At 61.7% G+C, this 26,765-nt stretch carries 22 protein-coding genes and 1 riboswitch; of the genes, 12 read left to right on the top strand and 10 right to left on the bottom strand.

Annotation, left to right across the window (positions count from 1 at the left end; all coding sequences use genetic code 11):
* Positions 1 to 10: 10 nt before the first annotated feature.
* On the top strand, positions 11 to 619 hold the full coding sequence (locus ILFOPFJJ_RS24820; protein WP_173513184.1) for a pyridoxamine 5'-phosphate oxidase family protein: 609 nt from the start codon (positions 11 to 13) through the stop codon (positions 617 to 619).
* Between the two features lie 54 nt (positions 620 to 673).
* Here the strand turns inward: ILFOPFJJ_RS24820 and ILFOPFJJ_RS24825 are convergent, their stop codons facing one another.
* Both ILFOPFJJ_RS24825 and fumC read right to left on the bottom strand, forming a co-directional pair.
* Positions 674 to 1,744 (bottom strand): GGDEF domain-containing protein, encoded by a 1,071-nt coding sequence (locus tag ILFOPFJJ_RS24825; protein WP_173513185.1) that lies wholly within the window; start codon positions 1,742 to 1,744, stop codon positions 674 to 676.
* Between the two features lie 195 nt (positions 1,745 to 1,939).
* A complete protein-coding gene (gene fumC / locus ILFOPFJJ_RS24830) occupies positions 1,940 to 3,331 on the bottom strand; it encodes a class II fumarate hydratase (protein WP_173513186.1) in 1,392 nt (463 codons plus the stop codon).
* A gap of 521 nt (positions 3,332 to 3,852) precedes the next feature.
* Here fumC and ILFOPFJJ_RS24835 point away from each other — a divergent pair.
* Positions 3,853 to 5,751, top strand: coding sequence for a L,D-transpeptidase family protein (locus tag ILFOPFJJ_RS24835; RefSeq protein WP_173513187.1), 1,899 nt, complete (start codon positions 3,853 to 3,855; stop codon positions 5,749 to 5,751).
* A gap of 29 nt (positions 5,752 to 5,780) precedes the next feature.
* Here ILFOPFJJ_RS24835 and ILFOPFJJ_RS24840 read toward each other — a convergent pair whose 3' ends face one another.
* Positions 5,781 to 6,464 carry an HAD family hydrolase gene (locus ILFOPFJJ_RS24840; RefSeq protein WP_173513188.1) on the bottom strand — a complete coding sequence of 228 codons (684 nt, stop codon included), beginning with the start codon at positions 6,462 to 6,464 and terminating at the stop codon, positions 5,781 to 5,783.
* A gap of 222 nt (positions 6,465 to 6,686) precedes the next feature.
* On the opposite strand from ILFOPFJJ_RS24840, the gene rpiA reads away from it, so the two are divergent.
* From rpiA to ILFOPFJJ_RS24865, 5 genes are all read left to right on the top strand, one after another.
* Complete coding sequence (rpiA, locus tag ILFOPFJJ_RS24845; RefSeq protein WP_173513189.1) at positions 6,687 to 7,382, top strand: ribose-5-phosphate isomerase RpiA; 696 nt, start codon at positions 6,687 to 6,689, stop codon at positions 7,380 to 7,382.
* 119 nt (positions 7,383 to 7,501) lie between these two features.
* The gene (locus ILFOPFJJ_RS24850) at positions 7,502 to 8,047 is read left to right on the top strand and encodes a DUF2059 domain-containing protein (RefSeq protein WP_173513190.1); all 546 of its coding nucleotides are present in this window, start codon (positions 7,502 to 7,504) and stop codon (positions 8,045 to 8,047) included.
* Between the two features lie 164 nt (positions 8,048 to 8,211).
* Positions 8,212 to 9,603: a glutathione-disulfide reductase gene (gene gor / locus ILFOPFJJ_RS24855; RefSeq protein ID WP_173513191.1), complete on the top strand. Its 1,392-nt coding sequence runs from the start codon at positions 8,212 to 8,214 to the stop codon at positions 9,601 to 9,603.
* 207 nt (positions 9,604 to 9,810) lie between these two features.
* Entirely contained in the window at positions 9,811 to 11,184 is a 1,374-nt protein-coding gene (locus ILFOPFJJ_RS24860) for a class II 3-deoxy-7-phosphoheptulonate synthase (RefSeq protein WP_173513192.1), read from the top strand.
* Between the two features lie 229 nt (positions 11,185 to 11,413).
* Complete coding sequence (locus tag ILFOPFJJ_RS24865) at positions 11,414 to 11,809, top strand: GFA family protein (RefSeq protein ID WP_173513193.1); 396 nt, start codon at positions 11,414 to 11,416, stop codon at positions 11,807 to 11,809.
* A gap of 10 nt (positions 11,810 to 11,819) precedes the next feature.
* Here the strand turns inward: ILFOPFJJ_RS24865 and ILFOPFJJ_RS24870 are convergent, their stop codons facing one another.
* The 4 genes from ILFOPFJJ_RS24870 to ILFOPFJJ_RS24885 form a co-directional block, all read right to left on the bottom strand.
* Positions 11,820 to 12,725, bottom strand: coding sequence for a hypothetical protein (locus tag ILFOPFJJ_RS24870; protein WP_173513194.1), 906 nt, complete (start codon positions 12,723 to 12,725; stop codon positions 11,820 to 11,822).
* Positions 12,726 to 12,974: 249 nt separating this feature from the next.
* Positions 12,975 to 14,708, bottom strand: coding sequence for a TadG family pilus assembly protein (locus ILFOPFJJ_RS24875; protein ID WP_246299753.1), 1,734 nt, complete (start codon positions 14,706 to 14,708; stop codon positions 12,975 to 12,977).
* A 1-nt stretch (position 14,709) separates the two neighbouring features.
* Positions 14,710 to 15,132, bottom strand: a complete 423-nt coding sequence (locus tag ILFOPFJJ_RS24880; protein WP_173513195.1) for a TadE/TadG family type IV pilus assembly protein — start codon at positions 15,130 to 15,132, stop codon at positions 14,710 to 14,712.
* Positions 15,133 to 15,548: 416 nt separating this feature from the next.
* Entirely contained in the window at positions 15,549 to 17,471 is a 1,923-nt protein-coding gene (locus tag ILFOPFJJ_RS24885; protein ID WP_173513196.1) for an LTA synthase family protein, read from the bottom strand.
* Positions 17,472 to 17,738: 267 nt separating this feature from the next.
* Between ILFOPFJJ_RS24885 and ILFOPFJJ_RS24890 the strand changes: the two genes are divergently transcribed.
* Positions 17,739 to 19,421 (top strand): NAD+ synthase, encoded by a 1,683-nt coding sequence (locus ILFOPFJJ_RS24890; protein WP_173513197.1) that lies wholly within the window; start codon positions 17,739 to 17,741, stop codon positions 19,419 to 19,421.
* Positions 19,422 to 19,423: 2 nt separating this feature from the next.
* Positions 19,424 to 20,248, top strand: coding sequence for a TolB family protein (locus ILFOPFJJ_RS24895; RefSeq protein WP_173513198.1), 825 nt, complete (start codon positions 19,424 to 19,426; stop codon positions 20,246 to 20,248).
* A gap of 24 nt (positions 20,249 to 20,272) precedes the next feature.
* On the opposite strand, the gene ILFOPFJJ_RS24900 is transcribed toward ILFOPFJJ_RS24895, so the two are convergent.
* Positions 20,273 to 21,289 carry a LacI family DNA-binding transcriptional regulator gene (locus ILFOPFJJ_RS24900; RefSeq protein WP_173513199.1) on the bottom strand — a complete coding sequence of 339 codons (1,017 nt, stop codon included), beginning with the start codon at positions 21,287 to 21,289 and terminating at the stop codon, positions 20,273 to 20,275.
* A gap of 97 nt (positions 21,290 to 21,386) precedes the next feature.
* Between ILFOPFJJ_RS24900 and ILFOPFJJ_RS24905 the strand changes: the two genes are divergently transcribed.
* The 3 genes from ILFOPFJJ_RS24905 (at position 21,387) to bluB (ending at position 24,501) form a co-directional block, all read left to right on the top strand.
* Positions 21,387 to 22,580 carry a phytanoyl-CoA dioxygenase family protein gene (locus tag ILFOPFJJ_RS24905; protein ID WP_173513200.1) on the top strand — a complete coding sequence of 398 codons (1,194 nt, stop codon included), beginning with the start codon at positions 21,387 to 21,389 and terminating at the stop codon, positions 22,578 to 22,580.
* Between the two features lie 73 nt (positions 22,581 to 22,653).
* Entirely contained in the window at positions 22,654 to 23,475 is an 822-nt protein-coding gene (locus tag ILFOPFJJ_RS24910) for an SDR family oxidoreductase (protein WP_173513201.1), read from the top strand.
* Between the two features lie 82 nt (positions 23,476 to 23,557).
* A riboswitch (cobalamin riboswitch) is annotated at positions 23,558 to 23,770 on the top strand.
* Positions 23,771 to 23,814: 44 nt separating this feature from the next.
* Positions 23,815 to 24,501, top strand: a complete 687-nt coding sequence (gene bluB, locus ILFOPFJJ_RS24915) for a 5,6-dimethylbenzimidazole synthase (RefSeq protein WP_173513202.1) — start codon at positions 23,815 to 23,817, stop codon at positions 24,499 to 24,501.
* 105 nt (positions 24,502 to 24,606) lie between these two features.
* On the opposite strand, the gene ILFOPFJJ_RS24920 is transcribed toward bluB, so the two are convergent.
* Both ILFOPFJJ_RS24920 and ILFOPFJJ_RS24925 read right to left on the bottom strand, forming a co-directional pair.
* Entirely contained in the window at positions 24,607 to 25,677 is a 1,071-nt protein-coding gene (locus tag ILFOPFJJ_RS24920; protein WP_246299754.1) for a DUF2865 domain-containing protein, read from the bottom strand.
* Positions 25,678 to 25,992: 315 nt separating this feature from the next.
* The gene (locus ILFOPFJJ_RS24925; RefSeq protein WP_173513204.1) at positions 25,993 to 26,637 is read right to left on the bottom strand and encodes an acyl-homoserine-lactone synthase; all 645 of its coding nucleotides are present in this window, start codon (positions 26,635 to 26,637) and stop codon (positions 25,993 to 25,995) included.
* Between the last annotated feature and the right edge of the window lie 128 nt (positions 26,638 to 26,765).

The following is a 26,765-nucleotide window of genomic DNA, read 5'->3' on the forward strand; positions in this document are numbered from 1 at the left end:
GGAGGATGAAATGACGGTCATCAGCACGGTCGAGGAACTGAAGGCACTCTACGGCGACACGAGCGAAGCATCGGTGGTCAAGGTGACGAAGACGCTGACGGCCGAATACCGGCAGATGATCGAGGCGTCGCCCTTTGCCGCGCTTGCGACCGTCGGGCCGGAGGGGCTCGATTGCTCGCCGCGCGGCGACGATCGATGCGTCGTCCGGATCGCCGACGAGAAGACCGTACTGATGCCTGATTGGCGCGGCAACAACCGCGTCGATTCTCTTCTCAATATTGTCCGCGATCCGAGGGTGGCGCTGATGTTCCTCGTTCCCGGATCGAATACGACGATGCGCATCAATGGCACGGCCGTCGTCAGCGTCGATCCGGCGCTGACCAGTTCCTTCGAGGTCGACGGCAAGCATCCTCGCAGTGTCATCGTGGTCACGATCGAGGAGGTTTATTTCCAGTGCGCGCGGGCGCTCATCCGTTCGCAGCTCTGGAACCCGGATCGCTTCGTCGATCCGGCATCGCTGCCGACGCCGGGCACGCTGCTGAAAGCCGCAAAGGCCGATTTCGACAACGAAACTTACGACCGGGAATGGGCCGGACGCGCCGCCAAGACCATGTGGTAAGCGCCGCCGATCATTCGAGGGCGCGGCAGAACGCGGCTTGCATGATCACGGCGCCTAGCGGCGATAGATCAGCCAGTTGCGGCCGGAATCCTTGCGCATTCCTTCCTCGAAGAGGACCGTCCGGTTTCGCCCGGCATTCTTGGCCGAATAAAGAGCGATATCGGCCTTGTTGTAGAGATCGACCGGATCGTCCGCTTCGGTCGCCATGCAGACGCCGACGGAGAGGGTGATTGGGCCGTAATTAACGCCGGTCCTGGAATTCTTGAAGGGCGTGCCGGCAAGCACGGTGCGGATTCGGTCGGCCGCCTGCAGGCATTCTTCCTGGGTGCAATCGCTGAGAATGATGGCGAATTCCTCGCCGCCGGTGCGCGCGACGAACGCCTCCCGCCGCAAGTTGGCGCGGATGACATTGCCGACGGTGGCAAGAATCTTGTCGCCGACGGGATGACCGAACGTGTCGTTGACCTTCTTGAAATGATCGATATCGGCGACGAGCAGGCCGGTGAAGTTACGCACATGTTCGCTGTTGTAGACGGCAGCCAGGGTGTCGTCGAAGGCCCGCCGGTTGGCAAGACGCGTCAGCGAATCGGTGTTGGCGATGCGCTTGTATTCATCGAGCTCCTGCCGGATGACCTCCATCTCGAAGGACTTCTGGACGACGTTCTGAACGCGCTCCTTGCCCTGGTTCATCGTGTCGACGGTCGCTTCGGTCAGGATGCCGATGGCGTGGCGCAGAATGTCGGCGCTCGCGGCGCTCTTGCTGGTCATGTTGAGATAGGCTTCGTCGAGAACCTTGTTGTAATTCTCGAGCGCATATTGCTCGTCCTTCAAGAGGTTGACGAGCTCGGTCAGCTTGGCGGCAAGCGTGTTATGCGCCCGCTCGATGCCGTTCGGATGGTGAATATGGCTGAAGTATTGAGCGCCGATCGCGTCCAGTTCTTCCTGCGTCGCCCGGCTGCCAAGCGCCGCAAGCTCCTTGGACAGTTGCGGGTTCGAGCCGAGATAGGCCTCGTAATAAAGCTCGTAGTTGCGCGGTATCGGCGCGACCCCCATCATCCGCATCGCGTGGGTGACCTGCGCTGCAATATCGGGCGTCGGCGTCTTGTTTGAGGTTGCCGTTTGCATATGCAAACCTCCTTAATTTATCCAATTCTAAATTCTGGTGATTTTTAGGGGGAAATGATTTGTGAAGTCTTAACAATTGCTTGAGCGCATCGAGACAATTCGACCAATTTCGGTCTGATGCGCCGAGTGCCGCGATATGCCGGCGGGGGATGTTGCCGCGGCGCCGTAAACAGGGGCCGCGGCAATCGACATCGATCAGGCAGGGCTGATCATCGTTTCCGGACGAACGATCGCGTCGAACTCTTCGTTCGTCACATAACCGCCGCCGACGGCCTCCTCGCGAAGGGTCGTGCCGTTCTTGTGCGCAGTCTTGGCGATCTTCGCGGCATTGTCGTATCCGATCTTCGGCGCCAGTGCGGTGACGAGCATCAGCGAGCGGTCGAGCGCCGCCTTGATGTTGTCTTCGCGAGCCTCGATGCCGACGATGCAATTGTCGGTGAAGGAGACCGCGGCGTCAGCGAGAAGCTGTACCGACTGAAGGAAGTTGTAGGCCATCAGCGGATTGTAGACGTTGAGTTCGAAATGGCCCTGGCTGCCGGCGAAGGTCAGGGACGCATGGTTGCCGAACACCTGCACGCAAACCTGCGTCAGCGCTTCGCACTGAGTCGGGTTGACCTTGCCCGGCATGATCGAGGAGCCGGGCTCGTTCTCCGGCAATGACAGCTCGCCGAGGCCGGAGCGCGGACCGGAGCCCAGGAAGCGGATATCATTGGCGATCTTGAAGAGTGCGGCCGCGGTGGCGTTGATCGCACCGTGGCTGAAGACCATCGAATCGTGGGCCGCGAGCGCTTCGAACTTGTTCGGCGCGGATGTGAAGGCGATGCCGGTGATCGCGGCGATCTCTTGCGCCACCTTCTCGGCAAAGCCGACCGGCGCGTTGAGGCCGGTGCCGACGGCAGTGCCGCCCTGGGCGAGCTCGCAGAGACCGGGCAGGGTCATCTCGATGCGCTTGATCGATGAGGCGACCTGCGCGGCATAGCCGGAAAACTCCTGACCAAGCGTCAGCGGCGTCGCGTCCTGCGTGTGGGTGCGACCGATCTTGATGATGTGGTCGAAGGCCTTCACCTTTTCCTCGAGCGCCTTGTGCAGGTGCTTCAGCGCCGGCAGCAGGTCGTGGATGACGCGCTCCGCACAGGCGATGTGCATGGCCGTCGGATAGGTGTCGTTCGAGGACTGGCTCATGTTCACGTGGTCGTTCGGGTGAACGGGCTTCTTCGAACCCATCACGCCGCCGAGCAGTTCGATCGCCCGGTTGGAAATGACCTCGTTCGCATTCATGTTCGACTGCGTGCCGGAGCCGGTCTGCCAGACGACCAGCGGGAAATGATCATTGAGCTGGCCGTCGATGACTTCCTGCGCGGCCTTGACGATCGAATCGCCGATTGCCGGGTCGAGGCGGCCGAGCGCCATGTTGGCACGTGCCGCCGCCTGCTTGACGATGCCGAGCGCCCGGACGATCGCGACGGGTTGCTTTTCCCAGCCGATTTTGAAGTTGCCGAGCGAGCGTTGCGCCTGAGCGCCCCAGTAGCGGTCGTTCGCCACTTCAATGGGGCCGAACGTATCTGTTTCGGTGCGGGTCGATGTCATCGTGATACCTGCCTTCGTCTGCGGTTCATGAAGCCGAGGCGAGAAACGTGTCTCAGCCGGTCGTTCCACCCCGGTGTGCCGGGCATCTCTCTGCCCCGGTCACACAAGCTTGTAAAGGGGCGGCAAGTGCATCGCAGCGCCTACAATCGTTTGAATTGTTGCACCGCGGCAATTGCTCTGCTTCCGGCTGTGTCGGCTGATCCGAGGGGTCGCGGTCGCAGGGGTTGTGACCTTTCCGTCACATTGCGCGTTTTCCTTTTGAGGGGACGACTGTGCCCCGGGAAATATTGAGACGCGCGCGAGGAGGGAAAAATGAAATGCGAATCAATTTTTTATGACGCTTCACGCATCTTCCGAGGGATGTGTTTTGGGACAGGTTTTGGCGGGTGTCGGCCGCGCGGGGGCCGGGCGTTTCCTTTTCATTCACCATCCTTTTCTATAAGTCGGGGAGCACGAGGGCGTGGCGAGAATCTGGCAGCGGTCGAATTCGGCGGCAACGCGATACGGGGATCTATGTTCTAATGAAAATTATCAAATCGGCAGCGATTGTGGCGCTCATGACCGGGTGTGCGGTTGCAACGATCGATGTGCAGCCGGCATCGGCGATCACCCTGATGGACTTCATCCGCGGCGGCAAGAAAAGAACGTCGCCGGAGCGCGCCCGGCCTGCCCAGCCGCTGCCGGGCGTAGGCATGATGGTGCCGCAGCAGATCGACCCGCGAACAGCTGCCAAACCGCCGCGCGTCACCGGGCCGCGGTACTATAGCTATAAGCCCGAACCGCTCCGCCGGATTGCCACGGACCGCTTGCTCGATCCTGTTGTCACCGGCTCGGTGCAGAACGGCGCCTTGCCCCCGATGCTGCGTCAGCCGCTTTCGGATGCGCGGCAGTTTCTTCCCGAAATCAACGTCCGCGCCACGGCCGATGTCGCGAAGGCGGTCGAGAACTACTATGGCGCACGGACGGCCTTCGTGTGGATCGATGGCACCGGCGTCAGCGCGCGCGCCAAATCGGCACTTTCCGTACTCGCGCAAGCCGCCAAGGTCGGCCTCGACCCGCAGGACTATGCGGTTGATGTGCCGTCCGACACCTTCGATCGCGGCGACATGATCGCTCGCGAAAAGGCGCTGGTGCAGTTCGAAATAGCGATGTCCGTTGCGACCCTGACCTATGTCCAGGACACGGTGCGCGGGCGCATCGATCCGAACAAGATCTCCGGTTATCACGACTTCAAACGCAAGAGCGTCGATCTCTTCGCCTTCCTGGACAAGCTGGCGGGAAGCGATGATGTCGCGGTGTTGCTCGAGAGCCAGAATCCCAAGAGCACGCAATTCCTGGCGTTGAAGGCGGAATTGGAACGTCTGCGCGCGCAGACCGATGCGACGCCGCGCGTGGAAATCGCTGCTGGTACGCTCCTGAAGCCCGGCCAAAGCAACCCGGAACTCGCCAATGTCATCGCCGGCATCAAGCTCAAGGCGTCCGAAACGCTGAAGGCTGAACACTCCGTCGTGCTTGCCAGCTATAGCGGGACCCCGGACTATACGCCCGAACTGGTGTCCGTCGTCGAAGCCTTCCAGAAGGAGCACGGGCTGAAGGCCGATGGCGTCGTCGGCCAGGCCTCGATCCGCGCGCTGACGGGCGGCGACACGACCGCCAGCAAGATCAACAAGCTCGAGATCGCGATGGAGCAGGCGCGCTGGCTGCCGGACGGATTGGGCAGCCGCTACGTCTTCATCAACCAGCCGGCCTTCACGGCGTCCTATGCGGACCAGGGTGTCGAGCAGTTCTCCATGCGCGTCGTGGTCGGTTCGAAGACGAACCAGACCTACTTCTTCCAGGACGAGATCCAGACAGTGGAAGTCAATCCCTACTGGGGCGTGCCGCAGTCGATCATCGTCAACGAGATGCTGCCGAAGCTGCGCAGCGATCCCGGCTATCTCGACCGCATGGGCTATCAGGTCGAGGTGGGTGGCCGCGTCGTCTCGTCGTCCGCCGTCAATTGGTATGCATCGACCTCGTCGATCGCAGTGCGCCAGCCGCCGAGCAGCGACAACGCGCTTGGCGAACTCAAGATTCTCTTCCCGAACGCCCATGCGATCTACATGCACGACACGCCGTCGAAGAGCTTCTTCAAGCGCGACCAGCGGGCGCTCAGCCACGGCTGTGTTCGCCTCGCCGATCCCCGCCGAATGGCGGCCGCTGTCCTCGGCGTCAGCATGGACGAAGTCGGCAAGGAGATTGCCACGGGGCACAACCGGGCTCTGCCGGTGCCTCAGAAAGTGCCGGTCTATGTTTCCTATTTCACGGCATGGCCGAACAAGGATGGCAAGGTCGAGTATTTCAACGACGTCTATGACCGGGACATGTACATGAACCGGGCATTGGAGGCGACGCGCAACACGCGACGCGCCGAAGGTTAGAAAGGGAAGGGCCGCGCGAGCGGCCCTTTTCATTTGGGCTTCCGGCCGATTACCGTCTCGACCAGATGTGGCGTCAGTTCATCGAAATGCTGGATGATGCGATCGGGCGAGAGGCTTTCGATCGGCACGTCGGAATAGCCGAACGGTACGGCGATCGACGGAACGGCAGCGTTGCGGGCGACCAGGATATCGTTGAGGCTGTCGCCGACCATCACCGCTCGTCCCGCGATACCGCCGGCATTCGCGACCGTCGAGAGGAGGTGCTCGGCATGCGGCTTGCGCACGGTGAAGGTGTCGCCGCCCGAGACGGCCGCAAATCGGTCGAGCAGGCCGAGCCCTTCAAGCAGGCGTCTTGCCAGCATCTCAGGCTTGTTGGTGCAGACGGCGAGCTTAAGCCCGGCATCCTGCAGGCGGTCGAGTGCGGCGACCAGCCCCGGATAGGGAACGGATGTCCCCGGCATCGAGCCGTGGTAGAAATCCACGAACTCCTTCATCTGCCAGACAAGGTTCTCTTCGCTGAGTGCCTTGCCGCGTAGCGCAAACGTGCGCTCGATCATCGCACGGGCGCCATGACCGACGAGATGGGTCAGGTCGGCATAGGTGACGGGCTCGACGCCGGCCTGCGTGACGGCGTGATTGAGGCTGGCGACGAGGTCCGGAGCGGTGTCGACAAGTGTACCGTCGAGATCAAAGACGACAAGGGGAGGAGACACTGGGAACCTCGCGTTGGCGGAAATCGTAATGCTCGGGTAGGCGAAGTCCGCAAGAAAAGCAATGGCGCGGATCAGCGCAGCCGGCTTCTGGATTCCGGCAGAGCTCTCTTATTTTGACTTTTGTTTGCGGCGGCGGGCGTGTAAGTGTCTCAGCGGAAATTGGACAGTGGCTGGCCTGCATCGGCCCTGCCATCTGCGCGATCATGAGGGAGCGAGTGGCGCATGGACGCCCGCCAAATGAAGATCAGGGCCGCCGCTGCGGCGCTCGAATATGTCGAAAATGGCATGCGGCTTGGAATCGGTACCGGTTCGACCGCCGAAGAGTTCGTCCGGTTACTGGGCGAAAAGGTTGCGTCGGGCTTTCAGATCGTCGGCGTGCCGACGTCCGAGCGCACGGCCAGGCTCTGCCTCGAGCTCGGCGTGCCGTTGAAGTCGCTGGACGAGCTGCCGGAACTGGATCTCACGATCGACGGCGCCGATGAGGTGGATGGAAAGCTTCGATTGATCAAAGGCGGGGGCGGGGCGCTGCTGCGCGAGAAAATCGTCGCCAGTGCCTCTGCGCGGATGATCGTCATTGCCGACGAATCGAAGATTGTCGACGTGCTCGGCGCCTTCAAGCTGCCGATCGAGGTAAATCCGTTCGGGCAGGTCGCGACGCGGCTGGCGATCGAGAAGGTGGCATCCCGGCTGGGATTGACTGGCGATATCGCCGTTCGTGCCTCGGGCGACGGCCCCTTCATGACCGACGGAGGACACCTCATTCTCGATGCATCTTTTGGCCGTATTCCTGATGCAGATGCGCTCGCGGCAGAGCTGAATGCCATCCCCGGGGTGGTCGAGCACGGGCTTTTCATCGGGATTGCGTCATTGGCGATCATCGCCGGTCCGGAGGGAGCGCGTACCCTGACGGCGTCCTGAGCCGATCCGACGCTTCGATGAGGCTTTGCGGACGGCGCAGAAAATAGGTTTCCGCACATATCTGCCTGGCGGCGGCAATCGGCCGGGCGACATGTGCCAACACAGGAGCATGGATAAAAATGAACAAACTCACAGGTCTTGCCCGCACGTTCGCAGCTGCTGCCGTCCTCGTTTCGGTTGCGGTTCCGGCAGTTCGCGCCCAGGACGTGTCGGAAGATCAGATCAAGGCAGCCCGCGCGACCATCGCTGCGCTTGGCGTGACCAACACTTTCGACAACATTCTGCCGCGTCTCGCCGAACGCCTGAAGAATACGCTGATTCAGTCCTCGCCCAACCACCAGGAACTGATCACTGCGACGGTCGACGAGAAGGCGCTCGCTCTTGCTGCCCGGCGGGCGGACCTGGAGCGCGAGGCCGCTACCATTTACGCCAAGACCTTCTCGGTCGAAGAACTGAACGCGATCACCGAGTTCTATGCCTCGCCCGCCGGCAAGAAGCTGCTGAACGACGGTCCGATCGCTTCCCGCGAGTTGCTGAAGGCAGCCGATATCTGGGCCGCCGGCGTTTCGCGCGACCTGACCCAGGAGGCGACCAAGTCGCTCGATACGACCATCGGCGGCGCACCTGCAGCCGACGCTGGTACCGCCGCGCCGGCGCAGCAGTAATGCCGCAAGGCCGGCGACAGATCGATAAAGCCCGGAGCAATCCGGGCTTTTCTTTTTTTGCGCCGCAAGACTATATCAATGGCGAAGGGTGAGGCGGGGTTCGTGCCTTCCATCCTCCGATCCGACATTTTCGACTGATACGATTTTCACACCAGGAGCTCGCCATGACCGCTTTCGACTATGACCTCTTCGTGATCGGCGGTGGTTCGGGTGGCGTCAGAAGCGGGCGGCTGGCAGCGGCGCTCGGCAAGAAGGTGGCGATCGCGGAGGAGTTCCGTTACGGCGGCACTTGCGTGATCCGCGGTTGCGTACCGAAGAAGCTTTATGTCTACGCTTCGCAATATTCGGAACATTTCGAGGATGCGGCGGGCTTCGGCTGGACCGTTGGCGAAAGCCGCTTCGACTGGGCGAAGCTGGTTGCCGCCAAGGAGCAGGAAATCACTCGTCTGGAGGGCCTCTACCGCAAGGGGCTCGCCAATGCCGGCGCCGAAATGCTTGATACCCGCGCCGAACTCGCGGGACCCAACGCGGTGCGGCTCATGGCGAGCGGCAAGACGGTGACGGCCGAGCGAATCGTGATTGCCGCCGGCGGCCATCCGAGCCCGCACGAAGCGCTTCCGGGGCACGAGCTCTGCATCAGCTCCAACGAGGCTTTCGATCTCGCCGAACTGCCGAAATCGATCCTGATTGCCGGCGGCGGCTATATAGCTATCGAGTTCGCCAACATCTTCCACGGACTGGGCGTTGAGACGACGCTGATCTATCGCGGCAAGGAAATTCTCTCGCGCTTCGATCAGGACTTGCGGCGCGGCTTGCATGCGGCGATGGAAGAGAAGGGCATTCGCATCCTTTGCGAGGATATCATCCAGTCGGTATCGACCGACGCGCAAGGCCGACGCGTCGCTGAGACGATGAAGCACGGCGAGCTTGTCGTCGACCAGGTGATGCTCGCGCTCGGCCGCGTGCCGAACACTGCGAGGCTTGGTCTCGAGAATGCGGGCGTCAAGGTCAATGAACGCGGCGCAATCATCGTCGATGCCTTCTCGCGCACGAGCGCACCGGGTATCTACGCGCTCGGCGATGTGACCGACCGCGTACAACTGACGCCTGTGGCGATCCATGAGGCGATGTGCTTCATCGAAACGGAATACAAGAACAACCCGACCTCGCCTGATCACGACCTCATCGCGACGGCCGTCTTCTCGCAGCCGGAGATCGGCACGGTCGGCATGACGGAAGAAGATGCCGCGCGGAAATTCGATGAGCTCGAAGTCTACCGCGCCGAGTTCCGCCCGATGAAAGCCACGCTTTCGGGGCGCAAGGAAAAGATGATCATGAAGCTTGTGGTCAATGCGGCCGACCGCAAGGTGGTGGGCGCGCATATCCTCGGGCACGATGCAGGCGAAATGGCGCAACTGCTCGGAATTTCGCTGAAGGCCGGGTGCACCAAGGACGACTTCGACCGCACGATGGCCGTCCACCCGACGGCGTCCGAAGAACTGGTGACCATGTATCAGCCATCCTACCGGGTCAGAAAGGGCGAAAGGGTCGCTTGAGCCGCTTGAAGGCGGCAAAGCGGCCGCCGATGTTTTCTGGTAGAATGGCTTTTCAAGCCCCATGTTAACGTTTATAAGCCGCATCCGCGAAGTCATCGGCTCGGGGCGGGCGCGACGGCTTGGATCATCGAAATCCGAATACCGGGCGGTTTGAATGCCGCCGGCGCTACGTGCGCGGGCCCCCGCGTCAGACAACAGGTGATGGAAATGGCACAGACTTGGACTCCGAACAGCTGGCGGCAGAAACCCATTCAGCAGGTGCCGGATTATCCGGAACTCGCAGCGCTCGAGGCAGTGGAAGCACGCCTGGCGAAATATCCGCCGCTGGTCTTTGCCGGCGAGGCGCGGCGTCTGAAGACTGCTCTTGCCAATGTTGCCGAGGGCCGCGGTTTCCTGCTGCAGGGCGGCGACTGCGCGGAAAGCTTCGCCGAGCACGGCGCAGACACCATCCGCGACTTCTTCCGCGCCTTCCTGCAGATGGCCGTCGTTCTGACCTTCGGCGCACAGCAGCCGGTCGTCAAGGTCGGCCGCATCGCCGGCCAGTTCGCCAAGCCGCGCTCCTCGGGCGTCGAGAAGCAGGGTGACGTGACGCTGCCGAGCTACCGCGGCGACATCATCAACGGCATCGAGTTCACGGAAGAGGCCCGCGTGCCCAATCCGGAGCGGCAGATCATGGCTTACCGGCAGTCCGCCGCGACGCTGAACCTGCTGCGCGCCTTCGCAATGGGCGGCTACGCCAATCTCGAAAACGTGCATCAATGGATGCTGGGCTTCGTCAAGGACAGCCCGCAGGCAGAGCGTTACCGCAAGCTCGCCGACCGGATCTCCGAGACGATGGATTTCATGAAGGCGATCGGCATCACCTCGGAAAACCATCCGAGCCTGCGCGAGACCGATTTCTTCACCAGCCACGAGGCGCTGCTGCTTGGCTACGAGCAGGCGCTTACCCGCGTCGACTCGACCTCCGGCGACTGGTATGCGACCTCCGGCCACATGATCTGGATCGGCGACCGCACCCGTCAGGCCGACCATGCCCATGTCGAATACTGCCGTGGCATCAAGAACCCGCTCGGCCTCAAGTGCGGCCCGTCGCTGACCGCCGACGGCCTGCTGGAACTGATCGACCTGCTCAATCCGGCAAACGAGGCAGGCCGCTTGACCCTGATCTGCCGTTTCGGTCACGACAAGGTGGCCGAGCATCTGCCGCGCCTCATCCGCGCCGTCGAGCGCGAGGGCAAGAAGGTCGTGTGGTCCTGCGATCCGATGCACGGCAACACGATCACGCTCAACAACTACAAGACCCGGCCCTTCGAGCGGATCCTGTCGGAAGTCGAAAGCTTCTTCCAGATTCACCGTGCGGAAGGCACGCATCCGGGCGGCATCCACATCGAGATGACCGGCAACGACGTCACCGAATGCACCGGCGGCGCTCGTGCGCTTTCCGGCGACGATCTTGCCGACCGCTACCACACCCATTGCGATCCGCGCCTGAATGCGGATCAGGCTCTCGAACTTGCCTTCCTGCTCGCCGAGCGCATGAAGGGTGGCCGCGACGAGAAGAAGATGGTCGTCAACGGCTGACCGGAAGAGTGTAGTGCTACGGCATGTGTCCTTAAATCGAGTGGATTTAAGGACAGGAACATGCAGAGATCAAAGTGCCACTGCGACCTTGGCGCGTCTGAAAAGACGCACGGCGCTGTGGTTCAAAATTTCTGAACGACCAGCGCGTCATCTGAATTTGACAGAGCCGGGCCAGCCGATAAAGCTGGCCCGGCTTTTTTTCGACTTGGAAATGGGGATGGGGGACAGAATGGAGACTCATGAAGGCGGCTGCCTTTGCGGCGCTGTGCGGTTCAAGACGCGCGGGAAGCTCAGAGAGATCATCTTCTGCCATTGCTCGCAGTGCAGGAAACAGACAGGTCTCTATTACGCCGCCACGAATGTGCAGAACAGCGACATCGATGTCGAAGGGGCGGACAATGTCACCTGGTATCGTTCGAGCCCGGAAGCGCAGCGCGGCTTTTGCCGGTCCTGCGGATCGGCGCTTTTCTGGAAAGCCGATGGACTCGACTATACGTCGATCCTTGCAGGCACATTCGAGACGCCGACGCGGCTCGAACCCGGCTATCATATCTACTGCGCGGACAAGGGCGATTATTACGAAATCGACGACCGCTTGCCGCAGTTTGCCCAAGGGCGCGGTTGACGGGACCAGCCTATGGAGCCGGTTCCGTGGCCGCCCGCTCGAAAGCGCTCGCCAACGCTTCGAACTTGACGGCCTGCCAGAAGACATACTCGTCGATCAACTGTTCACTCAGCCAGAACCGGCCCCGCGTGCCGTCATCAGGCCTGCCGATGAAGCCGGACTTTTCTGCGTTTGAAAACAGCCGGCGGACATGGGTGTTCGATATCAGGTAATGCTCGGCGAGCGTCGCCAGATTGACGTTGATCCAAACTTTTCCGTCGACCGGAACAAGGCTTGACGGGCGCGCCATCAGGTCATCGAGCAGTATGCCGCCAGACTCCGACCAGACGAAGACGGCAACCCCTTGTGGAGGCTGCGTCCATTTCCTGTCAGCGAGGAGGCGCCGGGCCGCAAGCGGCTGAGCACGTTCAAAAATGGCCATATCGGCCTCTATGCGTTCCACCCTGGTTCCGCCGTCCAGCAGGTCGAGCGTCGTCATCTGGCTCTTGAACCAGAGCTGCATCGCATGCTGGCTGATTTCCGTCGGCTCAAGCGGGCGCGTCCTCCTCGTCCGCCCGCCGTTGGTCGGGCGGAGCATTTTATAGGCGACCAATTCGGCAAGAAAGGCTGTCGCGGTGTTGCGGCTCGCACCGCCGGTATCGCGCATCAGCTTCAGCAAGCGTGCCGCCGTGACGCCAGAGTCGGGATTGTTGCGGTCGCGTTCGAGGTGGAGCGCATAGGCCGCGTGGGTCAGCATCCACTTCTGGTGGGCCGCCACCATGCGTGCGACGCGGGGGAAGAGGTCATTCACCGCTATCAGGTTGCGTGCACCGACCTGCAGGACCGACCGAAATTCCGGGTTCTGCAGCAATGCCTCCACCGTGAAACCGGGTGGGCTCTTTTGCTCGACGCTTTCCTTCCCCGCAACCTGCTGCATCTGCACGCATGTCCCCAAGGGCGCTGCATCGGAACATGGCAATCGACGCGTGTTCCGGGGCAACACACAGCTCGCTCTGGTCGTTCACTAGCATTCCTACCTTGCGCCGAACGTGCAAGTCCGTTGTTTTGTTCAGACGAAATTTCCGCACGCCACGCCCGCAGTGGCGGCAGTTTGCCGATCGACTGGCTGAACACGCATCACGTTCACGCCGGCCATGTCATCGCGGCCAGTCGCTGCCAATGCCTGTCATTGGACCAGAACCGGTCGCTGGCACTTGACGCCGGTGACGCGCACATCGGCCTCGCCGACACGGACGCCGACCAATAGCAGCAGGTTGTAAAGCAGCTCGTCGACGGGTGCAGTGACGGAGCCCAGCGTCTGCGCCAGTGCCTGCTGCAGCAATGCCGGCGTTGCCAGCGACAGAGGCCCCACATGGATCTCGGCGTTCAGGTTGTTGAGCAGGGTTTTGGTGGTCGAGGTGAGAATATCCTTCGTCGATACGCTCTTGATCGTCCGCGACACGACTTCGTTCGGGCTGAAGCTCAGGCGCGACGCCTGAAGGTTCTTGGATTCGACATGGGCGATGGCGTCAATCTTGAGGACGGTCGCATCCACGAGACGCGCAGGCGTCACCCTCGCATCGGAAGAGAAGCTCGCGAGGACAGTGGGGTCGACGTCGCCGATGGCGATTTCGGCGATGCCGGGCACTGCATCGACGACAACAGCCGCGTTCTCCGGCGTTCGGCCGTAACAGCGAATGTCCGACAGCTTCGCTTCCGCATGGGCAAGCTCCACATAGATCGGCAGCCGGATGCGGATTCCGGCGAGGGCTGCGAGACCATCGACCCCGATCTCGACGGCAAGGCGCGTCTGTGCCGTGCGCACGGCGGCTCCGGGGGCGCCCAGGCGGTGGCTCGGGGTTTCCACCGGCGGTTCGCCGATCGCGAGCTTGACCTTCGCCGACGCGATACCCGGAAGACCGGCAACGGCATCCAGGGCAACCTGTCGGTCGCCATTGGCGATCGCTGCGGCCGCGGAAACGAGCTGCAAGGCGCTGACCTTCATCGCCCAATCCGATCCGGCATCGACGCTCAGGCTCTTCTTCGGGTCGATATTGAGGACCTGGGCCAGCGTGAAGGTCTGATTGTTGTCGGCGGCGGCGAGTTCGATCGCTTTCAGAGCGGAGGTAACGGTGCCGGACAGACCCTGCACAAGTCTCATCGACGCGAGCAACTGCGGCATCGTCAAATCGGCCGTCAGCACGTCCTCGTAGGATGCAGCGGTCAGGTTCAGGCGGGTGGCGATTATCTTCAGGAAAGGCTGGACATCGATATCGGCATCGATCAGCGCTTCGTAGTCCATCACCTTGAGCGAGACGGTGGTGCCAAGCATCTGTCCGAGAACGGCGTTCAGCAAGCCGCCATTGAGGCTGGCAAGTCGGGACCCCACGGAAAAGGCCGCGACCTTGGAGCTGGCAGCGGTACCCGTGACGCTCAGATCCGGCGGGCCGCTGAACATCGCGGCGAGGTAGAGGTCTCCCTTCTTTTCGAGAGTGACCTGGACCGCGTCGGCGGGGACCGCGTCCTTCATGAAGCGTTGGGCCGCAGCGATTGCGGGATCGGGGACATACCGGCCGCGTACGATGGTCGCCACGCCCTTGGCCGCAGTCTCGACGTCGTTCGGCAGCACCTTGCCGTCGACCGTCATCAGGCCCGCGGATGTCGATACGGCGTAGTCGAGGCCGTTGTTCTTGAAGTGGGCCAGCACGGCGTCATCCGCCGAACCGACATTGGCGGCGGCGGCGATTGCCGCGAGGTCGGCCACGGATTGCATGTCCTGCTTTTGCAGCGTGAGATAACCGTAATCGACGCCAAGTGCCATGGACGTGATGACGAGCGGCATCACCAAAGCGGCCGAAATACCGACGTTAGCGTCTCTGGCTTTCATGAAGTGGCGCATCTGCGCTGTCCTGATCGGCATTTCAGATGCCTCCCACGCGTATTGTCGCGTAACGCTCGATCTGCTCGCCCGGCAGCGCAAAGGTGAAAAGACTCCAGATGGGGAGGTCGCTCGCGTCGTATTTGATCGTGACGGTGAATTGGTTGGCGTTGTTTTGGTCGTCGCGGACCGTCACGTTCATCTGCGAGGACTTGATGAACGTCTGGTTCATCGTTGTCGTGCGGATGTAATCGATCGCGAGCTGTTCCCGTTCCTCCTCCGAGAGGCCGGCGATCGCCGTGCGCGCGGCATCCGCGGCGATCTGCTGAATCGAATGCGCTGCGCTCAGATAGATCCCGTAGGCAATCAGGGTCAGCACACACATGAAAAAGAGCGGTGCTATCACCGCAAATTCTATCGCGGCAGCGCCCTCACGGCGGCCGAGTAGACGCTTGAGAACCGACATACCAGCAGCATCTCCCCAGTTGCGTACCTTCAATCTCCCTGCATTTTCAGGTTGCGCGTCAAACGTTAACTTAACTCCCATAAGTTGTACACCTCTCCGATGGTTCACGGAAAGTTTAAATTTTACGTTGAATTAGAGATAATGCATGTTGATGCGATGCGCCGCGGACAGGCCGCTCCGCAGAGGAACGCTAGTTGTCGGTCCATTTCCGCTGCGAACGGCAACGCTTGGACTGCGCTATCCTGTGACTGAGTTTGGCAAGGTCGAAACGCGGTGCGGCGATCTCGCGAAGCAGCACGTCATTGACTTGTGGTGAAGCACGACCAATTCGACCTCGGTCGCGAGAATGGCGACCGGCGAAAGCGTGAGAGGCTTCGTCAGCGGCCGAGGGAGATTGCGCCTCGGCCGTCGAGATCTCAGGAGCCCACGGGGAAGAGTTCGGCGTGGGACTTGAAGAAGCGTTCGGTGCTGTACCGCTTGCCGAACATCATGTCGTGCTGGAGGAAGCGGTAATCGCGCAAGGACGCGGGTATCTTCGGCTGCCGCGACCACTCGGCAATGTCCTTGCCGTTCTTGCGAACCACCATATAGCGGTCGAGGATGCGGTACTGATCGTAAACCTTACCGAGGAAGCCGGTGTAATAGGGGTGCTCGTAGCCGGCCTGCTTGAGGATCTGATAGGAAAGGAAGGCCGGGCTGATCGTTCCGATGTTCTTCTTCGGGCCGGTCTTGTTCGACCAGACGACGAGCGGCGTTTCATGCTGCGCCTTCATCTGCTCCTTCGTACCCTTGCGCGACGCCGTCACGTCGTTCATGTAACCGGTATTGGTGTAGACGGTGTTGAGCGGCGGCAGATGATCGCCGAAGAGCACGATGATCGTCTCGCGGTCGCGGTTCTTCGCCCAGTCCATCAGCATTTTCAGGCTGTCGTCCGCTTCCTTGATGCCCTGCGCATAGGTAGCGAGCACCTGGCGGTCACTTTCGGGGAGATTGCCTTCGACCTTGATCGTGTTCTTCGCATAGCGGTTCGGCTCATAGGGGCCGTGGCCCTGCAGTGTCACCGTAAAGAAGAAGAAGGGGTCCTCCATGGCATCCGCCTGGCGCATGATTTCCTTCGTCAGCGCTTCATCCGAAGCAAAGATGCCGCGCTTCTGCATCACCGGCAGGTTCTCTTCCGACCGGAACGTGTCGAAGCCAAAGGCCTTGTAGACGGCGGTGCGGTTCCAGAACCAGCCCTGGAAGGGGTGGATGGCGCGCGAGACATAGCCTTCGCTGCGGAAGAAGGTCGCCAGCGAGGGGATCGGGTTGCGGATATATTGCTGGTAGGGAATGCTGCCATAGGGCAGGAACGCATTCGAAAACCCGGTCAGCGCCTCGAATTCGACATTGGCGGTCATGCCGCCGAACTCCGGCGAGAAGACGTTGCCCACCTGCATCTCGCGGACCGTCGGCATCGGGTCGGGCGAAAGCTTCACATTTGGAAGACGGGTCGGATCCCAGAAGGATTCGCTCATGAGCACGATCACGTCCGGCTTTCCGCGATGCGTCGTTCCGGCAGGCGTCGGCTTGACCGGAATGCGGTCGATCGCATCGGCCATATAGCCCGCAGGCGCGTTGACATTGGCCATCGGCAGGTTGATCGCGAAGGCAAGCGCAAAGCCGTTGTGGCGATAGTTCTCGGTCTGGTCCCACATGATGGGAATGACCCTCAGCCGGTCGCGGATCCACGAGAATTGGTTGTAATCCATGATCTGCCAGAAGGCGATGAGCAGGGGCAGGGCGAAGGCGGCGCGAACGATACGCTCCTTGCGCGTCAGCTTGGGGAAGTTCCGCCACGCATAGCGCAGGAGCAGGCCGATAACGGCGACCATGGCGATCAGCCCCAGGACGACGCCAAAGGCGGTCCACGGCCGGTCTTTAACGAGAACCGGCATCAGCTCCATGATTTGCCGGCCGAAGAGAAAATCGGTCGGATAAAGCGGATCGGAGAGGAAGACTTGCTTCTGTTGGCAGACAAAGGCCGGAAGAACGGCGAGCGGCACGACCAACAGGCCCGCCTTGTGCTCGCGGCCGAACAGCGCATCGATTGCGAGCAGAACGAGGAAGAATGCCGCAACCGTCGTCCAGGCCGGACGCATGGGATCGATGAAATAGGCGACGGTATCGGCAATGGATTGGCGTACGATCAGCTCGATCGCGAACACAAGCGCTGCAGCAATGAAAAGAGAGAGGAACGCGCTGCGCGTGCCGGCCAGTGTCTTGGCGCTTCTGACGGAGGAGCCAGACCTATCGACATAGGCCTGGGAGCGTCTCGCGGCGGCGGAATCGATACTGGCCAAGAGCTTCTCCAATTTCATAAATCTTTCGTCCAACTGTCATACGACTGTCATCTTGAACGGGGGATGAATGGGTAAACCAGCTTGGTTGGTTGCAAGTTCCGCGCGCGGCAAAAGATCGTCGTCTCCCCGCGTAAGGGGCGGGAAACGCAGAATTTTTCGGAATTTTTAAGTTGATTGCGATTGGCTGTGGGTTTTTTGTCGCGGTATGCGATAGAACATGCCGTACGTCAGAAAGTATTCGCTGAGAAAAGACCGACAGGCCCGCTCATGACTGCACAGAATGCCGTTCCCTCGACGCTACGGATCGCCGTGGCCCAGCTCAATCCAACGGTCGGCGACATCGCCGGCAATCTGGCGAAGGCACGCGAGGCGCGCGCGGATGCGGCGCGCCAGGATGCCGATTTGCTGGTGTTCACCGAACTCTTCATCTCTGGCTACCCGCCCGAGGATCTCGTGCTGAAACCTGCGTTTCTGAAGGCCTGCTTGCAGGCTGTCGAGAAGTTCGCCGCTGAAACGGCTGATGGCGGGCCGGGCGTCGTCATCGGCTTCCCCCGTCAGGCCGGAGCGCTCCGCCATAATTCGATCGCCGTCCTGGATGGAGGCAAGATCATCGCGATCCGCGACAAGGTGGATCTGCCGAATTACGGGGAGTTCGACGAAAAGCGCGTGTTCGACGCCGGAGGAATGCCCGGTCCCGTCAACTTCCGCGGCGTGCGCATCGGCATACCGATCTGCGAGGATATCTGGGGCGATCTCGGCGTCTGCGAGACCCTCAAGGAAAGCGGCGCCGAAATCCTGCTTTCCCCGAACGGTTCGCCCTATTATCGCGGCAAGGTCGATGTCCGCCATCAGGTTGTCCTGAAACAGGTCATCGAGACCGGCCTGCCGATGATCTATGCCAACCAGCTCGGCGGACAGGACGAGCTCATCTTCGACGGTGCGAGCTTCGCCTTCAATGCGGACAAGTCGCTGGCCTTCCAGATGAGCCAGTTCGAGGAAGCGGTCGCGGTCTCGGAATGGAGGCGAGGCGAAGACGGATGGGCTTCGTCCAACGGGCTCAATTCGCGCATCCCGGAAAGCGAAGAGGCGGATTACCGCGCCTGCATGCTGGGCCTCAGGGACTACGTCAACAAGAACGGCTTCAAGAATGTCGTGCTCGGCCTTTCGGGCGGCATCGATTCGGCGATCTGCACGGCGCTAGCGGTTGATGCACTTGGCGAGGAGCGTGTGCGCACGGTGATGCTGCCTTACCGATATACGTCGCAAGAATCGCTGAAGGACGCCGAGGCCTGCGCCAAGGCGCTCGGCTGCCGCTACGATATCGTTGCCATCGAGGAGCCGGTCGAGGGCTTCCTCAGCGCGCTCTCGGATGCATTCGAGGGCACCGAATCCGGGATCACGGAGGAGAACCTCCAGAGCCGCACGCGCGGGACGATCCTGATGGCGATCTCCAACAAGTTCGGTTCGATGGTGGTCACGACCGGCAACAAGTCCGAGATGTCGGTCGGCTACGCCACGCTCTATGGCGACATGAACGGCGGCTTCAACCCGATCAAGGATCTCTACAAGATGCAGGTCTATGCCCTTTCGCGCTGGCGCAACAGTGCGGTGCCGCCGGGCGCGCTCGGGCCTTCGGGTGAAGTCATCCCGCAGAACATCATCGACAAGGCCCCATCCGCCGAACTTCGGCCGAACCAGACCGACCAGGATTCGCTGCCTCCCTATCCGGTGCTCGACGACATCCTCGAATGCCTCGTGGAGAAGGAGATGAGCACCGAGGAAATCGTCGCCCGCGGGCATGACGAGCCGACGGTCCATCGCATCGAACACCTGCTTTACATTGCCGAATACAAGCGCCGACAGTCGGCTCCGGGCGTGAAGATCACCAAGAAGAACTTCGGTCGCGACCGGCGCTACCCGATTACCAATCGCTTCCGTGACAGGGGGTAGTGATGCGCAGCTCGGTGGAGATCTTCGACATCGGCAGCGGCGAGACGCGCGTCGTCTGGCAGACCGAGCGGCTGGTCGAGGCGCCGAATTGGTCGGCGGATGGACGCTATCTCATCATCAACGGCGATGGCCGGCTTTATCGTCTTGCGCTCGATGGTTCCGAACCGGTTGAGATCGACACCGGCTTTGCCCGGGAGTGCAACAACGACCATGGTATTTCCCCGGACGGGCAAACACTCGTCATCAGCGACAAGACCGAATTCGGCAAGTCGGCGATCTACGTCCTGCCGATCGAGGGCGGTTCGCCCCGCTTGGTGACGCCGAACCTGCCGTCCTACTGGCACGGCTGGTCGCCGGACGGGCGGACACTTGCCTATTGCGGCATCCGTGACCAGGTCTTCGACATCTACACGATCCCGGTCGAAGGCGGCGACGAGCGTCGACTGACGATGGGCGAGGGCCGCAATGACGGACCGGACTGGTCGCCGGACGGGCGCTGGATCTATTTCAATTCGAGCCGCACCGGTCGCATGCAGATCTGGCGCATTCGCCCTGATGGCAGCGACGTGCAACGCATCACCGACAGCCCTTATGGCGACTGGTTCCCTCATCCTTCGCCTGATGGCCGGCATCTTCTGGTGCTTTCCTACGACGGCGATGTCTTCGATCACCCGCGCGACCTTGACGTCAGGCTGCGCCTGATGGACCCGGAAGGCGGCAATGCGCGCGTTCTGTTCGAGCTCTTCGGCGGGCAGGGGACGATGAACGTTCCGAACTGGTCGCCGTCGGGCGAGGCATTCGCGTTCGTGCGATATCAGCCCGAGTGACTCCCCCGCAGCATGGACGCCGCCTCAGGCAAGCGGCAGATTGTAAGGGGTGATCACCTCGACCGCGGAAAGGCGTTGGCTTCCGGAGGCGGCGGGGGTCGCTCCTCTCCCCATGATGGCGCGAAATGCCGTTCGCGCGTCCGTCCTCAGGTCGTGATGCAGGACGAAATGCACGCGTCCGTCCCTCAGGAGTTCCAGATTATCCTGATCGAGGTCATGAGCAATGAAGATTGAGCAAGTGCGGTCGAGCCGACGGAAAGCGGCGAGCACGGCCCGGTTTCCACTGATCGAATAGGCGGCGTTGATCTCGGGATGGCACGTTAGCGCCTCAAGGGCGAGGGCGCCGGTTTCCTCGTTCTTGCCGTAACCCTCGCTGATCTCGACGATGCCGATCGAAGGGTAGCGTGCGCGCAATATCCGGCGGAAACCAATCTCCCGTTCTTCCTCCCCGCGGAAACGGTTGCTCGAGATCGTGACCAATACGGTCGCCGCCTGATGGGCAAAGCGCTCGCCGATCAGATAGGCGGCGGTCTCGCCGGCCGCGCGGTTGTCGGCACCGGCATAGGCCGTTCTGGCGGAGTGGGGCAGATCTGTGACGAGCGTCACCACCGCAATCCTTGCGCTTTCGAGCCGTGCCACGGCAGCGGTCACCTCCGGCACATCCGGTGCCTTGAGGACGATGCCATCGGTGCCGCGCAGGCGGATTCGGTCGAGCAATTGCGCGATCTCCTGCGACCGCATCGTTTCCGCGAAATGAAAACGGCAGCGGAAGATCGTCGGCATGAAGGTCGTCGCTTCGCTCTCGAAAGCGCGTCGCACCGCCTCGGTAAAGCGCTCCGGCGCTTCCATGACCACGTCGATTGCGTATTTCCGCCCCTGGAGTTCCATGCCGGCCTGTTTCTCAAGATCGCGGATCGCCGCCTTGACGCGGGCTATCGTCTGCGGGCGAACGCCCGCCCGATCATTGAGCACCCGGTCGACCGTGGCGGTGCTCACCCCTGCCTGGAATGCGATATCCTTGACGAGAAACGGGTGCGCCACGCCAGGGCCTCCTGATGGTTTTTTGATGGATTCCTGCTCTATCTCGGAATTGGGCGATACGTATAGTCGGTAAAGTGGTTTGTGAGGAGAATGCCCGATGAAGACCGACAACACGGCGAGGAGGCGCGTCGAACACGTATGGCTGACGGAGGATTCCTGCGGTATCGAGGCGTTTCGCGTCGAGGTCGAGCGCCGCACCAACCCGGCCGACTATCCGCATGCGGCCGATTGCCAGAAGAACATCCTTATCTACGACAGCGCCAGCCTTATTGCCGCTTGCGCGACGGACGATGGCCGGCGCGCGGCCCTGGCGGAGATTTGCGAGGCCCTTGCAGAAGGACCGGGCGTTGCCGTGTTCAAGCTCGCCTTCGCTGATACGAGCGTCATAGATGAGGCAAGCCGCATCTTCGACGACATCATCGAGGAGCAACACCGCACCAACAGCGGCGGTGGAGACCATTTCGCCAAACCGGGCGCCAACGACCGGATCTGGAATTCGCTGGAGAAGCATTGCCTGCGCTCTCCCGAAAACTTCGCGGCCTACTACGGCAACGCGGTCATCGCCCTCGCCAGCGAGGCCTGGCTCGGGCCGAACTACCAGATGACGGCGCAGGTGAACCGCGTCAATCCGGGCGGGGCCGCGCAATCGGCGCATCGCGACTATCATCTCGGCTTCCAGACGTCGGCGGTCATCGAGCGATATCCCGCGCACGTGCACAAGCTCTCACCGGTGCTGACGCTGCAAGGCGCCGTTGCCCATTGCGACATGCCGCTCGAAAGCGGGCCAACCTTGTTCCTGCCCTACAGCCAGACCTATGTGCCCGGCTATCTCGCGCTCAAGCGACCGGAATTCAAAGCCTACTTCGACGAGAACCACGTCCAGCTTCCGCTTGAGAAGGGCGATGCGGTGTTCTTCAACCCGGCGCTCTTCCATGCCGCCGGCACCAACCGCTCGGCCGACATCAAGCGTGTAGCAAATCTCCTTCAGGTCTCCTCCGCCTTCGGACGCGCAATGGAAACAGTCGACCGCGAGCGAATGTGCGGCGTGCTCTATCCCGCCCTGAAGGCGCTCGCCGCCGACGGGAAGCTCTCAGTCGCCGAGATCGCCAATGCGATTGCCTCCTGCGCCGAGGGTTACTCGTTCCCGACCAATCTCGATCGCGACCCACCGCTCGGCGGCCTGGCACCGAAGACGCAGGCACAGCTGATGCATGAAGCTCTCGCGGCGGGTTGGGACACCGGGACCTTCGTGGAGGCACTCGCCGCGCAGACAGCGAAGAAAAAAAGCTGAGGAAGGCCCGAGAGTTAAGGCTTCGGCCGCTGCGGGTGGAGCCTGAAACTGCAATCTATCCAAGGAGGATTTCATGAGCACGGATTATGGTCGTCTCGATGGCAAGATCGCCATCGTTACCGGTGGCACGCAAGGGCTCGGCGCGACGATTGCCGCGCTCTTTGCCGAACGGGGCGCGACCGGTATCGTCATCTGCGGGCGCAATGCCGCGAAAGGCGAGGCGAAAGCGACCGAAATCAGCAAGGCGACCGGTACCAAGGTGGTCTATGTCCCGGCCGATCTCGAGCGGGTGGAGGATGCCCGCCAGGTGGTCGCCACTTGCGACCGGGAGTTCGGCCGTGTGGACGCACTGGTGAACGCCGCCGCGATCACCGATCGCGGCACGATACTCGACACGACGCCGGAACTCTTCGACCGCATGTTCGCGATCAATGTGCGCGCGCCCTTCTTCCTGATGCAGGAAACCGTGAAGATGATGCGGCGCGAGAAGATCGAGGGCACCATCGTCAATATCGGCTCGATGTCGGCCAAGGCGGGCCAGCCCTTCATCGCCGCCTATTGCGCGTCGAAAGGCGCCCTGGAGACGCTGACCAAGAACACGGCTTATGCGGTTCTCCGCAACCGCATTCGCGTCAACGGGCTCAACATTGGGTGGATGGCGTCGGAGGGGGAGGATCGCATCCAGCGCGAATATCATGACGCACCGGCGGACTGGCTGGAGAAGGCGGCGGCGAACCAGCCTTTCGGCAGGCTTGTCGATCCGGCCGAGGTCGCGCGCGCCTGCGCCTATCTCTCCTCGGCGGAATCGGGCCTCATGACCGGTTCGGTGATCTGCTTCGACCAATCGATCTGGGGCGCCTATGACGGCTCGCCGCATCCGTCGGCGCCGCTCTGATCACCATGCCGCTCTGCGTTTGCCAGGCGAAGGCGTCGCACAGGCGAGGCGTTCGCTCGTCTTGCCTTTCGCCGGCGGCTGTGTCCATATACGGCCGCCAGGTGCCCGCTGCGGCGGGAGAATCGGGAAGCCGGTGCAAGTCCGGAACGTGCCCAACGCTGTGATGGGGACGGTCACGCCAAAATAAGGTTCTGTTTTGTTGCAGGGCTTTGCCACTGAATCTTGAAGCGATTTGGGAAGGCGGCGCGGCTGGATGATCCAAAGTCAGAAGACCGGCCTGGCAAGATAGACCGGCCCCGCGCGGACGGCGGGAGGTTGTGCATTGTTGGGGATCGAACGATGCGACCTGACCCGATTGGCTGTCTTGCGGCGGCCGGAGCCTTTTCGCCGGACGAGCGTGCCGCCGTCTATCGCGCCATCGAAACACGCCGCGACGTGCGGGACGAGTTCCTTCCCGATCCGCTGCCCGACGAACTCATTGCCCGACTGCTTGGTGCCGCCCACAGCGCGCCTTCGGTCGGCTTCATGCAGCCATGGAACTTCGTGCTCGTCCGTCAGGAGGAGACGCGCGAGAGGGTCTGGAAGGCCTTCGAGCGCGCCAATGAGGAAGCAGCCCTTATGTTCTCCGGCGAGGCGCAGACGAAATACCGCTCGCTGAAACTCGAAGGTATTCGCAAGGCGCCACTCAGCATCTGCGTCACCTGCGATCGCACACGCGGTGGAGCGGTCGTGCTTGGACGAACGCACAATTCGCAGATGGACGTCTATTCGACCGTCTGTGCGGTCCAGAACCTCTGGCTCGCCGCACGTGCGGAAGGTGTCGGCGTCGGTTGGGTCAGCATCTTCCACGAGCGGGAGATCAAGGCGATTCTCGGCATACCCGAGCATATCGAAATCGTCGCCTGGCTTTGTCTTGGATTCGTTGATCGGCTCTATCAGCAGCCGGAACTCGCGGTAAAAGGATGGCGTCAGCGCCTGCCGCTCGAGGATTTGGTCTTCGAGGAAGGGTGGGGCATCCAAGGATGAAAACGCGCTTTGTTTCAACGGGATAAACGCGATACCTGCACCGTTGTGGGAGTAGGCAATGCGGTGTCGGCGGGCGCTCGAACACTGGATCTGCGGCAGAGCGATTCAATTGCCCTGGACCGGCTGGTAACCCGGACCGAGCGGGTTCTTGAGATCGATAGCGCTTTCCTCCTGCGGCAGGAACGCCGGGCCTACGACACGGACCTTGCTGTTCTTCGGATCGTAGGGCCGCTCCTGCACGGGCTTGGCTTGCGCCGAACCCGCGGCCGGCTTCCGGTCGCTGTTGATGGTGATGACTGACGGTTCGCTGCCCATCGTGCCGAGATCCGTAGCCGGACCTTTCGGGATCTGGCAGCCACAGAGCCCCGGTGCACCGACGTCACGCGCGCGATAGGCAAATGCGGTCGGCAACTCGGTATACGGCCTGCCGGTCGAGGCCGAGACCATCTGGTCACTCTCTTCCGTCGCGAGGGCGTGGTAGTAGAGTTCCGTCTCCGCACCGGGGCAGCGTGCCTGGCAAAGTTCGGCATCGCGCGCAAAATCTGCCGGCGTTGCATTTGAAGAGATCGGGAAAAAGGCACCGTCGCAGGTCCTCACGCACATGGTCCTGAGACTGCCGGCCGGCTCTTCGCTGAGCAACGGAAAATCCTGCATTCCGGCATCGTCGTTCAGCAGCGGGTAATCTTCACTGTCAGGTGGGAGATCCCGGAGGATGTTGCGGGGGAGATCGGTGTCGGCGCTGGCGAATTCGTCCTGCCCTTCGACCGGCTCCGCGCCCGCCTCATCCTGGCAACCGTTCAACTCCAGCGCTGCGAGAATGCGCCGGCGCGCGTCGCCCGTGTCGCCCGATATCAGCGAGCGGCGGTGCGCCTTGAGCCTTTGAAGATTATCCTCCATGCGGGCGATCGTCTCATCGAGCGCGGCGCATGCCTCGTCATTGTCGCCCCCGATCACGACGACACTGCCGGTGTTGCACTCCATGCGACGGCGCTCATTTTTTGCCCGACGGAGCTCGATGTTCTGGCGGGAGACGGCGCCGGTGAAATCGCGCAGGTTGGCTCTCGGGGTAACGATTGTCGAAAGATCGATCAGTCGTGCGTTCAGGCGTTCACAAACGGGCGAGGCCGACGCGCCGTCAGCCATCGCCAGCAGCGCCGGGAGCAGGAGCACCGCCATGCGTTTGAAGTTCCGGGACACGACACTCCGGGACACTGGCTCTCGTCTCTTTCTGCAATCCGGCGCGATCCTTTTCAAGGACGTCGGAAACTCCGTTTTCCCTATCATAAAGGGCTGCCGTGACAGTGCAACGTCAAGGCGGAGTCTGCGTTAATGACAACTGCAGCAAAAGAGAAGAGGTCCGGACCGCGGAGCGGCCCGGCTACTGCATGTGTCCTTAGATCGTAGCCGACCTAAGGACGAAAACATGCAGCAATTCAAAGTACTACGACATATTCTTGCGCGTCTGATACGACGCGCGGCGCCGTAAGTTCGTCAGGCGGCCCGTGCGGTTTCGAGCGACATCGGGCGCTCAAGCACGGTTCCGTCGATCGCGGCGACATGCTTCATGGTATCGAGCAGTTCCCGCGTCACTTCCCACGCCACGGCCACGGCATAGACGGAGCCGATCCGGTGCGGCTCGGCAATGCGTTCTCCCGGGCACCCCATGCGCCGGAACATCCTTTCCAGGAAGACATCGGTGACCGTGACGATGTGGCTGATGCCGGAGGCAAGACCGAGTTCGCCGACGCCGCACATGAGTTCTGCGGCGGCGACCGTCACCTGGTTCGACGAGCGGTCCTGCGAGATATCCGGATCGATGCAGAAGCGGCTCGATTCCCAGACGGAGGCGCTGCGGATTTCGGGATTGTCGCCGAGCAGGATCGGGAATGTATCATCCAGCATATTCGGCCCAAGCGTCGGCAGCAGCCGCAGCGATCCGCGCAATTTTCCGGTTTCCGGTGAGTACGACATTACATAGAGAGGGTTCGCCTTGTCGTAGTGGTCGATTTCCCACTCGCCGTCGGTCTTCACGTCCCATTTGAGGAAGTCATGGAACACGCGCTTGCGCAGCCGGAACATTTCGTCGATGGCCCGCGGGTGCTGTCCGCGAGCGTTGCCGTTCAGAATCCTGATCATCTTTCGCTCCATCGTTTTTGCGCGATGGGCAGATGCTGTCAGGCTCAAGTGACACATGTAACTGTCTATAGTGACAGTTTAAATGCGGATTTTTTCCCACTAAATTTGCGGGGGTTTGGTCCGAGGTC

Origin of the sequence: Sinorhizobium psoraleae (assembly GCF_013283645.1) — a bacterium.
Classification (GTDB): Bacteria; Pseudomonadota; Alphaproteobacteria; order Rhizobiales; family Rhizobiaceae; genus Sinorhizobium; species Sinorhizobium psoraleae.